This window comes from Rhodospirillaceae bacterium (assembly GCA_018662005.1).
GTDB lineage: Bacteria > Pseudomonadota > Alphaproteobacteria > Rhodospirillales > JABHCV01 > JACNJU01.
This window is the reverse complement of record JABJHA010000044.1, coordinates 1-13,310: the sequence shown is the minus strand read 5'-3', so window position 1 is coordinate 13,310 and position 13,310 is coordinate 1. Positions and strand designations below refer to the sequence as shown.

7 protein-coding genes are annotated in these 13,310 nt (G+C 50.3%); 3 read left to right on the top strand and 4 right to left on the bottom strand.

All coding sequences use genetic code 11. The annotated features are described in order from the left end of the window. Nucleotides 1-411 precede the first annotated feature (411 nt). On the bottom strand, nucleotides 412-1,230 hold the full coding sequence (locus tag HOL66_15855) for a sel1 repeat family protein (protein MBT5245710.1): 819 nt from the start codon (nucleotides 1,228-1,230) through the stop codon (nucleotides 412-414). A 312-nt stretch (nucleotides 1,231-1,542) separates the two neighbouring features. On the opposite strand from HOL66_15855, the gene HOL66_15850 reads away from it, so the two are divergent. Continuing rightward, a complete protein-coding gene (locus HOL66_15850; GenBank protein MBT5245709.1) occupies nucleotides 1,543-2,691 on the top strand; it encodes an aminopeptidase P family protein in 1,149 nt (382 codons plus the stop codon). A gap of 3 nt (nucleotides 2,692-2,694) precedes the next feature. On the opposite strand, the gene HOL66_15845 is transcribed toward HOL66_15850, so the two are convergent. Genes HOL66_15845 through HOL66_15835 form a run of 3 tightly spaced genes read right to left on the bottom strand, consistent with a single transcriptional unit; the run spans nucleotide 2,695 to nucleotide 11,333 of the window. Then, on the bottom strand, nucleotides 2,695-3,741 hold the full coding sequence (locus HOL66_15845; protein MBT5245708.1) for a response regulator: 1,047 nt from the start codon (nucleotides 3,739-3,741) through the stop codon (nucleotides 2,695-2,697). A gap of 2 nt (nucleotides 3,742-3,743) precedes the next feature. Next, nucleotides 3,744-4,178: a response regulator gene (locus HOL66_15840; GenBank protein ID MBT5245707.1), complete on the bottom strand. Its 435-nt coding sequence runs from the start codon at nucleotides 4,176-4,178 to the stop codon at nucleotides 3,744-3,746. Between the two features lie 45 nt (nucleotides 4,179-4,223). Then, complete coding sequence (locus HOL66_15835) at nucleotides 4,224-11,333, bottom strand: transporter substrate-binding domain-containing protein (GenBank protein MBT5245706.1); 7,110 nt, start codon at nucleotides 11,331-11,333, stop codon at nucleotides 4,224-4,226. Between the two features lie 342 nt (nucleotides 11,334-11,675). Between HOL66_15835 and HOL66_15830 the strand changes: the two genes are divergently transcribed. Together HOL66_15830 and HOL66_15825 are read left to right on the top strand one after the other, a co-directional pair. Further along, nucleotides 11,676-12,749 (top strand): sugar ABC transporter substrate-binding protein, encoded by a 1,074-nt coding sequence (locus HOL66_15830; protein MBT5245705.1) that lies wholly within the window; start codon nucleotides 11,676-11,678, stop codon nucleotides 12,747-12,749. 9 nt (nucleotides 12,750-12,758) lie between these two features. Next, nucleotides 12,759-13,163, top strand: a complete 405-nt coding sequence (locus HOL66_15825; GenBank protein MBT5245704.1) for a hypothetical protein — start codon at nucleotides 12,759-12,761, stop codon at nucleotides 13,161-13,163. Nucleotides 13,164-13,310: the final 147 nt, after the last annotated feature.

The window sequence follows — 13,310 nt, the reverse complement described above, 5'->3', positions numbered from 1 at the left end:
TCCATTGCCACGCCCCAATTATGTCCGCTTTTCTACGGTAAGCAGACGTCAAAAACACAAAATCAAGTTTCAGGAATTAAATGTCTGCTTTTCTACGCTAAGCAGAAGTCAAAATCGAAAAATCCAGTTTCCGGAATTTAATGTCCACTATTAGGGGGTAAAGCGGACATTGATTTGGGCCTGTTATTTGGTCTGTTTTATGACCCAAAGGGGACATGGCCTGCACATGGGGTTCCCGCAGCATGTCTTCCCCTAGGTTACCAACATAACACTTGAAAGTTTCTCAATCATGCTGGACCGCCTTATTCCTAAATCTTAATTTGTTTGGAATAAACCTTTAAGCTGATTGCAACAGTATAATCGGTAAGCATAGAATTGAACTTTGGTTATTTGCAATAAAGAGACTTAGCTTCAGCATTCCTCTTTCAAGATATTTGCGGCCTTGGTCAGTTGCTCATAGGTTTCTTTCAGGGCGTATAGTTGGCCGGAACACAGGCTTCCGTTCCAGTTCAGGCCGATGCACTCTTTCAACAAGGCGGCATTCTTTTCCATCATGCCCGAAAGCTGGTGAAGTGATTTGCCTGCTTCGCCGCACTCCCCTTTCACGTTCCTGGACATTGTCTTGCTTTCTGCAAACGTCTTTATCTTGGCATTATCCTTAAGTACCGCCAATCCCATACCCTTGGCGCGGTTGATATCCTTCTGCGACATACGTTTCATGAGTTGTTTCCTGGCAGCCCTGACTTCCTTTATTTTCTTGGCGGCTTTGTTGAACAGAACCAGAGCCTTGACGTCATCATTAACGACACCAAAACCGTCCCTGTACATCTTGCCAAGAGCAAATTGTGCTTGCAGGTGCCCCTGTAAGGAGGCTTCCGTCAGCCATTTGACGGCTTTTTTGTATTGAGACTTTGTCACGGCCAAATTGCGGAAAATCACCCCAAGATCATATTGGGCAGGAGCCCAGCCCTTTGTTGCGGCCTTGTGTATCCAGGTCGTGCCTATAACGACGTCCGCCTCCACCCCGTTTCCATGACGATACATCTGACCGAGGATATTCTGCGCCCGGGCATCTCCTTTTTTTGCCAGTGGGGCTAGTTCTTTAAAAGCAGTGGCGTAATCATGGTTATCATAGGCAACCCGACCACTGTCATAATCTGCATAGGCCTTGGTCTCGTAATAAGTTATGAGCAACAAGGTCGCGATAAAAATAATTCTAAAGTTAATCACAATCGAACCTTTCTCCTCCAAACAGGGACATGTGCCTTCTATATAAAAAATTAATAACGAAATTCTCATCAATTGTGAATGGGACATATCTGTTTGGGGTCAATTGCTGATGAAAAGCTTCATTCCATGGATGTCTGTTCTACCCCTGACACCAGACCAGATTTCTGCAACCGCGGATATCGGGTATTCAAGCTTCACAATTTTCTAAACCAGTAATTTTTGCACATTGAAGCGATACAATCTCGTTGGGGACGCCACTTCATTTATTTGCTAGGTTTTAAACCGTCACTTGAAGGGGGAACCCGAGGCATCATGTTTTCGCACAGGATGGAGACGTTGCGGGGTGAGTTGGCCGAGCGCGATATCGATGTGGCGCTGATCACCGATGACGACAGCGTCTACTACTTCACCGGCTACTATGACTATCTGCACATGGATTTTGGCCGGCCGACGATCCTTGTTGTGCCGAAGGATGGTGACAGCCTGCTTGTCACCCCAAGCATGGAAATGGACATGGCCGGAGAGGCCGCCCGGGTTGAGCGTATCGCCGTCTGGAACGACGGCATGGGCGATGAATGGCGGGCCGAACTGCCGGGCGCCCTTGAAGGCGCCGGGCGGGTCGCCATCGAGCCCACCCTGATGCCGGCGCTGGTCAGGGATTACGTCCAATCGCTCGTTTCAAAAGAAACCCTGGATGACATCACACCGCTTGTCGCCGACATGCGGATGATCAAGTCAGCTGAAGAACTGCAACTGGCCCGTCACGCAGGCCAGGTCGCCATGGCGATGATGGACGCCGGGCGGGCGGCCCTGGGTGATGGTGTGGCGGAATTTGAGGTGGCCTTGGCGACGAACGCGGCGGGAACCCGTAAGGCGGCTGAACTTCTAGACGCCCACTATGACGACACCTGCATGTCACCAAACACCCACTTCCTGCAAATCATGAGCTCGGGAAAGGAGATCACCAAACCCCATCACCGCGCCTCGACCCGCATCATCAGGCGCGGCGAACCGGTCTTCCTTTGTTTTTGCGGAATGACCAATTTTCACCGCTTCAAACTGGGCTTTGACCGGACGTTCTGGATCGGCGAAGTGCCAAACGACGAGCAGGCCCAGGTCTATCAGGTCGCGGTTGATAGTCAGGCGGCGGCGCTAAAGGTCTTACGCCCCGGTATCGCCGCCCAGGATGTCCACGCCGCCTACGCCGCCGTTATTGAAGGGGCCGGATACGACTACCCGTTCCGCTGCGGACGGGCCACCGGGTACAGTTTTCTGGAAAAGCCGGAACTTGTTTTCGGGGATGAAACGATCTTACGCCCCGGCATGGTGCTGGCCGTTGACGGATCGGTCAGTGTGGCAAAAACCTTCCGTGCGCAGGTGGGCGACAGCTTTATTGTCACCGAAGACGGTTACGAGCAAATCACAAATCATGCGAAAGCGCTGCCCGACATGATTATTTAAGGATCAGCAAACGCCGGTGCATTCAACCACTTCGATGGAACCCTTGCCCTTGACTTCGACCTGACCCAATGAGCGGCCTTCGCATTCATCCTGAACCTGCATCCAGGAATCGAGGGTCATGGCCACCGTTCCAGGCTGCCCCAGACCGGCCATGCGGGCAGCCATGTTGACGGTGTCGCCCCAAACATCGAACTGGTATTTCTCGTCACCGACGATGCCCGCCACCACAGGTCCTGAGTGAACGCCGACACGAACTTCCCAACCGTTATCCAGGGTTTTTGTCGCCTCGACCATGTCGTGGCCGCACTTCACAGCCGAGAGCAGGGGCTGGTAATTTTGCAGGGTCAATCCGGCGCTGGCCATGAACTCGTCGCCAATGGTCTTGATTTTCTCCATTTGATAGCGATTGGTGATTTCCTCGAACTTGACAAACAGTTCCTGCAAACTGCCGACCACTTCCTCCGCTGTATGGCTGGAGCAAAATGTCGTGAAGCTGACAATATCGCAAAACAGGATCGCCGCGTTGTCGTAGCTGCGCGGCACGACCTTGCCGGTTGCCTTAAGCTCGCTTGCGGCAGATGAAGGCAGGATAACGTTGAGCAGCTGATCGGATTTTTTCTTTTCTATTTTGATCTGGCTTAAGTGATTGCTTTCCATGTCGCGCAGCCGCTTCTTTTCAAGGCTGGCGTTAACCCGGGCGCGCAACATGACCGGGTTAAAAGGCTTTGCCAAATAATCTTCGGCGCCAAGCTCGATACTTTTGACGATACTGTCCATTGCCTCGACACCGGAAATCATAATTACCGGAATATCGCGAAGCCGCATATCCGACTTGATGGTTTCAAGGGCGGCAAGACCATCCATTTCGGGCATTTCGATGTCCATCAACACCAGGTCAAAGTCACTACCGCGAAGGGTTTCAAGAGCTTCCGCGCCATTGCTCGCCGTCGTCACATTGCTGAAACCCTCTTTATCGAGATGCCGGGTTAACAGCTTCAGATTGAATTCCTCATCGTCCACGGTGAGGATTTTCGGGCCATCAGTACTCACGCTTAACGTCCTTTCAGCAATTCCGGATCAATGACCGAGGATGCCAGGGCCAACATGATCCGCTTTTCCAAATTCGTCTTTGACACCGGTTTTGTAAGAAATCCGTTTATGCCCAACTGAATGGATTTATGGATACTATCTTCGTCAGAATGCCCCGTCAGAATCAACACCGGAACATTGGGATTGCTTATTGTCTTGTCATTTCGCAGCAGACGGACAAACCCGAAACCGTCCATGTTTGGCATTTCCAGGTCGCAGATAATTACGTCAAAGCCTTTTCTTGACTGGCGCACCTTGTTCATTCCATCAGCGCCATCTTCGGCATCAACGACGTTCTTGACGCCCAGTTCAAAAAGCATGCGCGCGATCAGTTTACGAATAAACGGTTCATCATCGATAACCAGGACATCCAGACTGCCTAGAGCTTCCGCGTTCATTTAAATCTTCTCCCGTTTTTCAACCTGCGTTCCAATATACACGCATCATAACGCTTCAATATAGTTCATAACGTCCGTCATCGAAGGTTCTAGACCGGGCATCAGGCTATCGATAGTCTCCCAGTCTTCTGCCTTGCCAGCTTTTTCAAGTTCGGCACAAAGATCGGCAAGGGTGTGAGCGCCGACGGAACGTGATGATGATTTAAGTTTATGGCCGGACGCACCAATGATTTTCGCATCACGGGCTGAAAAGGCATCCTGAATTTCCTTGACGATGGCGAGTGAGGGCTCGCCGAAATCGCCAAGGATCTCCTTGAAGGTTTCATCATCGTCACCAAAGATATCTTTCAGGGCGCGATCATCAATGGCCGGACCGTCGGAAGGCGCTTGCTCACTGGAAACTTCCGGTTCTGACACATCCTCGGGTTCTGCAGTTTCCTGCACTTCGGGTTCTTCTGACACCTCTTGTTCTTCTGACAATTCCAGTTCTTCGACGCCCGCCGTCGCAGATGCCGGCATCCACTTGGCCAGTGTCTTCTTGAGCTTGTCCATCTCCAGCGGTTTGGACAAATAGTCATCCATACCGGCATCCAGGCAGCGATCAACCTCACCTTGCAGGGCATTGGCGGTGATCGCGACAATCGGGATGCGCTCTTCGTCCCCGGCCTCCGCTTCCAACTTGCGGATCGCACCGGTAAATTCGTAACCATCCATTTCCGGCATATGACAATCTGTAAGAACAACCGCGTAGGAACCGCTTTTCCAGGCTTCCAAGCCCTGGGCACCATCATCAGCAATCTCGCAAGCGTAGCCCAGAACACCCAACTGACGGCGGATTACATCCTGATTGGTGACGTTGTCTTCGGCGATCAGAATAAGCTGACCTGCCGCCTTCGCCTCGTCAATCGTCGGCGCTTTTTTCTGGGCTCCCTTTAATATACCCTCGTCGTTATCGATATCAGGACTGGCCCTGCCGGCGGCCATGGCGACCCCGCGCAGAAAGGCAGAACGACGTAAGGGATAACTTTGGACAATAACCTTGTCGGGCAGCACCATCCCTCTTTTGGCTTTTCTATCGTCGGTGAGCAGCACATAGCGAAGGTTTTTGTTATCGCCCCTTAACGTCGATATCAGCTTCTTCTGTTCTTCCGCACCCAAGGTAGAACCGAGCACGAGAATATCGAAAGACGCACCTTCCCCGGAAGCCGTTGCCAATATTTCCTCAATATCAGAAATATTGTCGGTCATGGTGGCTTCGGAACCATAATGATTGAGGTAACCACCAATGAACGTGCGGGCATCAGGGTCCTCAATAGTTGCCAAAATCTTGAGGCCTGAAAGATCGTAACTATCTGATGTTCCGGGTACCTTTTCAGCAACCTCGAAGGGGATCGAAATCTTGAATGTCGATCCTTCTCCGGGGGTGCTTTTGACATCAATTTTACCCTTCATGATATCGGTCAGGTTTTTGCAAATTGAAAGCCCCAGTCCGGTACCGCCGAAACGGCGGGTGGTCGAACTTTCCGCCTGTGTGAAGGGTTTAAAGAGGTTCGAGACACCGCTTTTTGACATACCGATACCATTATCGATAATCGAGAAGTCTATGATGACATTTTTCTTGTCGCGTTTCTTGCCCAGATCTGCACGGATAATCACCTTGCCTGGCTTATCGGGTTTGGACTCGGTGAACTTGACGGCGTTACCGGCAAGATTAAACAAAACCTGGCGCAGGCGCACCTGGTCACACAGCAGCCAGGATGGAATTTCCGGATCAATGTAGATGATCAGGCGGATACTCTTGGGAACCGCGTTGGGTAACAAGGTTTCTGAAACCCCTTCAATCACATCGCCAATCGACACAGGGATCAGCTCAAGGTCCAGCTTGCCGGCTTCGATTTTCGAGAAGTCGAGAATATCATTGATAATTTGCAGCAAGGAGAAGGCGCTATCACGAACGGTGCGCATCATTTGATGCTGATCGGGGTCGAGCTTGGTTTCACGCAGCAAGTCGATCATGCCGACGACACCGTTCATGGGGGTGCGGATTTCATGGCTCATGGCGGCCAGGAAGGATGATTTGGCCTTGGTTGCCGATTCCGCTTTTTCCTTCGAAACCATAAGTTCGACTTCCATGCGCTTACGCTCAGTGATGTCGTAAAACCAGATCAGGGCGGCTCTGCGTTCCTGGTATTCAATTGGGTTAATCGACATCAGGGTCCAGATGTCGCGGCCATAACTTCCGATGACCAATTGTTCAACATTGACAAAACCTTCCCCGCTATCGAGGGCTGCTTGATGCTCATCCCTTTTCTTGCCCTTGGGGATGAAACTTTCGGTCTTGATTGTGCCAATTTCCGTTTCCGGTATTCCTATCATTTCCAGAAACTGCGCGTTGGCAAACGTCACGGTGCCGTCTTCATCCGAACCATCGTCTAGTGATATTGCAACAGCTACCGGGCTATCCTCCAGAATATGCCGGACTTGCTGCTCACTTTTCTTCAATGCATTTTCTTGGCGCTTGCGTTCGGTCACATCGGTTAAAACAACGACAGCCCCGCCGCCTTCGATTGGGGCTTTCCGCAGGCTGATAATTCGTTTGTCCGCGTTAATCGACAACTCGCTATCGACGACCTGATCGCTTAATAGTCCCAGTCGTTGTTTCCTGACCAGACCATCGGTATTACCCTTACCGTAATCGCCCCTGGCGGCATGCGCTTTAATGACATCGCTCACCTTTGCGCCAATCTGGATGATGTCGCCCGGAATTTCGACCAGTTCCCGGTAACGGTTGTTAAACAGGACATATTGCATGTCACCATCCAGCATAAAAATGCCATCGGTCATGGTGTCCATCGCCAAACGTAAATGCGCTTCTTTCTCGGCAACTTCCGCTGTGCGCTCTTCGACCTTGCGCTCAAGTTCGTCGCGGGCCTTGCTCAGTGAGCGATTTGCACTTCGCCCGACCCAGGTCGTTAGGCCGGTTAAAATCAAAGCCATAGTGACGGTGACGCCAAGCACGATTAACACCGTGTTGCGGATGGTAAAATACGAATTGAGAGCTTCATCGACATCGACTTCCGTCGTCATGCCAAGGCTAAGATCTTCATCCCACAACCACGCCCCCATCACCGGTACGCCCCGGTAATCCCTGTATCCCAAGACATTCATGCCGTTATTTCCAGCTGTTGCCTGGGCCGCCATCATGGTCAAGGGCAAGCCCTTCAAGTCCGTTGGCAAGGGATGACCTTCCAGAAGATTGCCGCCGGGATCACCAACCCGAACCCTCATTATTGAATGCTCATATTCACCTATAAGACCAATTTGTTGCAGATCACCGGCAAACCGGCTTTCGGACATCAGCCCACCCTGCTGATCGAAGGTATAGGTCTCTCCCGATAGGCCCATTCGCCCCAACTGGATAATGCGGGAAAATTCACCCGTTGGATCAAGGCGCATTGCCATTGCTGCGATCACTTTTTTACCGGAAAGGTCCATAACCGGTGCAACAAGGAACATTGTTGCGGAATTTTTTGCGCCGCTAAATTGTATATCAGAAGCAATCGGAGGGATCAGGACGGTTTGTCCTTTGAAAACCTTATCAAAAAGCAGCCTCTTCTGTTTGTAAATAAGATTGGGTGTTCCGATATTCTCATCTCGCATGGAAGCAAGGGAAATACCATCAGGCGCGATAACGAAGAAGCCTGTGTCGCCGATCTTCTTTTTTTCAAATTGAAGCAGGTTTCTGATTTGAAATAGTTCGCCGCTTTTGAGTAAATCGTTCTGGTTTCTGGGTACTTGCAAAAGATTTCGGACCAGCGTGCGCGGCCCAAAAGATTCCGTAATGGTCAACAGGTCGGTTTTTTTGCGATCCACCCACAAAATCAGGGCTTCGTGGGTGCTGCGCAGAATCGTTTGCAAGGAATAGCCGATGTCCTGACGGGTTCGATCCTCGACGCTTTTCACCGTATACCAGGCCGACAGTACGACGACACAAAGGAAAATTCCGATCAACAAAAGCCCCAAGCCCTTGAGTTCTTTTGACTGATATATGCGGCCACTTTCTTTGCCCTCGAGAATGCGCATGGCAAAAACCATAGCCATCAACAAGACGATCATGGCTACAATGCCGATGCCTGTCTGCAGGATTATATCCTCGTCAATGGCATCCTTTTTTTCAGCCTGAGGAATTGCCATACTGGCAATCCAGCGATCACGAATTTCGCGCTTGTCTTTCTCAGGCAACGCCTCCAGTGCCTTGCTGAGGATCGATGCCAACTCCGGCCAATCCTTGCGCACACCGATGTGCTGAATATCGTTCTTGTAGCTTGTCGGGGACGCTACCTTGAGATTAAGCAATCCCTGTTCCCCGATCAGATAACTGCCAACCGCCAGGTTGCTGACAAAAGCGTCCGCCCTGCCGAAGGAAACCGCCTCCAGTGCATCCTTGGTCGAAGCGACAACCAGCAATTTGATTTGCGGATGATCCTTCTCAAGCAACTTCTGGGTTATGAAGTTTTCCTCGACGGCTACCGTGCGGCCATGCAGGTCTTCAAGCGAGGAGATCGAATTGTCATCATTGCGGGCAAAAATGACCCTGGGGAATGACAAGTAAGGTTCAGTAAAGGCGACAAGTTTTTCACGCTCGGCACTGTGGGCGATGGTCGGAAGTAGATCGATTTTTTCCAGATTCGAGATGCCGTTTAGTGCCTCGGCCCAGCTTATCGGAACAAATTCAATTTCAAGCCCGACGTTTTTAAGTATGGTCTTGACGTAATCAAGCGCCATACCCTTGGGCTTAGCCTTGTCCATGAAATGGAAAGGCGGCCAGGTGCCGACCATGACACGGACGGTCTTGTGATCCTTTAGCCACGCAGCTTCTTTTTCTGTTAAGGGTAATTCCTTCTTGTCCGTCTCTTTATTTGACGTTCCCACCCATTTTTGAAGAATAGCCCGGCTTTCTTCCTGGCCGATATCGTCCAGTGCTTTTTGCAGGATGCCGGACAGGATCGGCCAGTCCTTGCGAACGCCAACGGCCAAAACAGAACCGGACTTGTTTAACCGTCCATGCGGCTTGAGGCCCAGCATCACTTCTTTTTCCATGATGTAGGAAGCAACCGCCCGGTTGCCGCCGTAAGCATCGGCCTCACCGCGGGAAACCGCGTCCAGGGCGGCGCGTGTGTCTGGATATTCCTTGATGGTGATGTTCGGAAAATTGTTTTGAAAATATTTTACATTGCCGAAGCCTTTTTCAAGGGCAATGGTTTTACCGTTCAGATCAGCTTCAGTCTCAAAGAAATCTCCGTCCTTGGGGCCGATGATGACATGGGGAATCGTTAGATACGGTTTGGTGAAATTATAGATTTTCCGCCGGGAATCACTTGGCGAAAGATCAAGAAGTGCGTCAATTTTGCCCTCTTTTAAATCCGTCAGATGCCCCTTCCATGGGCCGGGCTTGAGCCTAAGACGTCCGCCGAGCCTTTTGTTGATAGCCTCGACAAAAGACGGACTGATCCCGCTTTTGATACCGTTATCATCGACGAAACTAAACGGCGGCCAATCGCTCATCATGCCGACCTGAATTTCCGCATTGAGGTCTAGCCAATGACGCTCCTCGACAGTCAGGTTAATTATGCCTTGGGAAAGTTCCCGGGCTTGCTTGGGGTTAAGCCACTTTTTCTCCAGTGTCGCCAGTTCGCCCCGGGTCAGGGCGTTCATGCCCTTTTGGATAATCGAGAACAGTACGAGACGGTCCTTGGGTATGGCGATCCTGAAAGAACTGCTTTCGTCAACTTTCGCGTCGCTGACTTTAAGCCCCGTAACCCCGCTTTCCCGCAAGGCATTTCTATAGCCAATTAGTTGCCCGATGTGGGCGTCAATTTCATCCAGCGCCAGCATCCGCAAGGCTTCATTGTCGCTGTCGACTTCAATCAATTGCCCTTCGCCTACATTTGCCCTGGTATCAGCGGTCACGGCTATCCCCTTAAGGACGGTTACTTTTTTACCTTTCAGATCAGCCCTGCTCCTGATCTCACGATTATCCTTTCGTGTAACCAGGACAAGGGGATCGTAAGCATAGGGTTTGGTGTACAGAACTTTCTTTTCACGCTCTGGTGTTCGTGAAAAAGTGAACACCCCATCAACATTTCCTGCCAGGGCACTGTCGACGACTTCGTTCCATTTGCTAAAAAATTCAGGGACGATTCTTGTCCCCAGTTTCTTGTTTAGCAGCGCCATCAAGTCAGCATTCAAGCCGCTGTAATTCCCGTTTTTATCGACAATATCGACAGGAGAAAAGAAATCGGTAACGGCGAAACGCAGGAATGGATGAACGGCGAGCCAATCTTCCTCTTCGCGTGTTAATTCAACAGTATCGACAGCCTTTCGATAAAAACGATCCGCAGGATTACGCAACCAGAATTTGTCAAATTCGGCCAATTTGGTAAATGGCAGGGAAGCAAATCCTTCGTTTATTTTCTTGAGAAGTTCCGTGTTTCCCTTCTTGACGCCCGCGTAGACAAAATTGCTGAGCAGTTCATCCGAGCTGCGGGCAATATCCCTGCTCACACCCAACTGGTCCAGCAATAATTCAAAGGTTGGCGTTTCCCAGACCGCATAGTCAATATCACCTTTCATCAAGGCCGAAATCATCGCCTTGTGTCCAGTTGGTGCCTTGATCTGCAGCTCAGGATATTGTTTTTTCAGGAAATCTTCCTGAAAGCTTCCGGCGAACGTTCCTGCTGTACCTTTTTGCAGGCCGGTTTTCAGAAATTCCTTTTCTTTCAGGTTCAGGAAATAGACAGCGGTCTTGATTTCATGAATGGGTTCTGAATAATCCAGCCATTGTTCGCGTTCATCATTTTTGAAAAGGCCGAAGTGAACGTCAATACCACCCGTCTTCACCCCTTGAAAAATTCCATCCATGGATATTGGAACAAACTCGACGGGAATTCCCGTCTTCTCGCTCCACAAAGTCCATATATCGATCAACAGCCCTCTGGGTTGTCCATCAAGACCGACAAACGAGAACGGTGCATATTCACTTGCAACACCAATCGTTACAGTTTTTTCCTGGGCATTAACAATACTGGGGGCGAATAGAAACGACACCGCAAACAGGAAAATGACCGAAGAAAAAACCTTCCTGATTATTTTCAAGCACACTCTCCTGGTTTCAGGCCGTTCAAATAAATATCAATCTTGTATATGGTAACGAGACAGGCCATCTTAATACCTTATAAAAGGTGTATAATAATTATTTTCCAATAGGTTGTTAATCAAATGAACGGCTTTTTCAGGATATTTTTGCTGGCGGGAGGTGTGACTTTAGCCTCTCTTTTTCCAGCATACGGAATTGTCGCAGCCAATGAAACGTCAATTCATACCCATATAAACTCTCTGATCAGCAAGTACTCCAAGGCTGGTAAACCCTTTGCAAACAAGGGCGTGGGAAACCTTTACAAAAAGCAAGGCTTTCGTTGGTATCTTGATTCTTATCCAGTGACGGAACTGTCCGGGGGGTATGTCTGGAAACTTGGGGCTGGCCGCGAGTTCATAGGCCCCCTGAGCAAGTTACCCATCAAGGCACCCTTCAGCGATTACCTGCCCTTGAAGGAAGGCCCTGTTTTGGATGCTTCCAAAACCTACCGAATAGGCTTCGCCTTTCACGGCGCCGCACATCCGTGGCTTATCAGCCTTGCCGATACGGCGGTCTATGAGGTTAACCTGCATCCTAATGTCCGCATCGATGTCCGTGACGCCGGTTTCGATGACAGAAAAATGGGCCGTTTCATTGATGACTGGATTGATAGCAAGTACGACGCCATCATCTTGTGGCCGGTACGCGAAGCGCCCATGGGCCCACCTGTGGACCGGGCCATTGACGCCGGGATTCCGGTGGTCAGTCTGGACAGGAGGACGTCTTCTCAAAATATCAGTTCCGAAGTGCTGGGAAATTTCTACGCTAACGGCTTGCAGCAGGGGTTGTTGCTAAACCACATGACAGGCGGCAAGGGAAAGATGATCCTGAATCGCAAGGCGCTGGGGAGCACGGCGGATTCAATGCGAACAGGTGCTTTTCTTGAGGCCATCGGCGATCAGAATTACCAAATTCTGGAATCATTCCACACCAATAGCCAACGGGCATTGGCGGTGAAATCAACCGCCCAGGCCCTTAAAGGACATTCCGATATAGACATCGTCTTCAACACCGGTGGCGAAGAAGCGTTGGGTGCACTGGATGCCGTTAAACAGGCTAAGCGCCTTAACAGCGCACCCGGCGGTAAAAAAATCATCTTCCTGGCCAATGACGATTCCAAGGCAACTGTCGAAGAAGTGCGTAAGGGAAATATAGAGGTGGTGGTTCCCTATACACCTTTCCTTGGCGGGCTTGGCGTGCGCGTCGCCCTGATGCATATCGGTTACAAGGAAGGCCTGATCAAGACAAAGCCAGAGAAACAGATTATCACCCCTAACCTGCCGATGATCACGCGGGAAAGGATGAACATTGATGGAATCCAGACCGTCACCCCCGATGAATGGCCATACGCTTACGGACCCGCTCCACAGCAATAATCCAATAAAATGATGTCTAATGATGATGCAGAAGCTGGCCATCCGCTTGCATCTACAGACATGATGGCTAATAATCTTTGGCACGTAATTTTTTCTGACCAACCGCAGGTTCAGGTACTATTTTTGGGGGTATTTTTCATGCGTATTCTTTTGACAGCTTTGCTATTGACGTCATTCATGCCACTTGCGATGAGCTCTTCTTTCGCCAAAACACCGTGTAAGGCTGAAATAGAAAAGGCCAGTGCCATTTATAATAATATCCGGCAAAAAGCTCTAAACACTCAAAAGAAGGGGATGGTCAAGGATGTTGACATCCTGATGAAAAAAGCCCGCAAAGCTCTCGAAGAGGGTGATGAGAAGACCTGTCATAATCATACTAAAAAGATCATAACCAAGAGCAAAAAAATTAAATAAACCGGCGCTCCTGCTGGTCGATTTGTTCTACATCCCTAACTTGTCGGCGATGCGGTGCCACGTCATGACCGCCGGCATGAACCAGGGGTGCCCCCCATAAAGCGGGCGACCCTCGAAGGGCAAATTATCGAACGCCGTCTCGGCCCC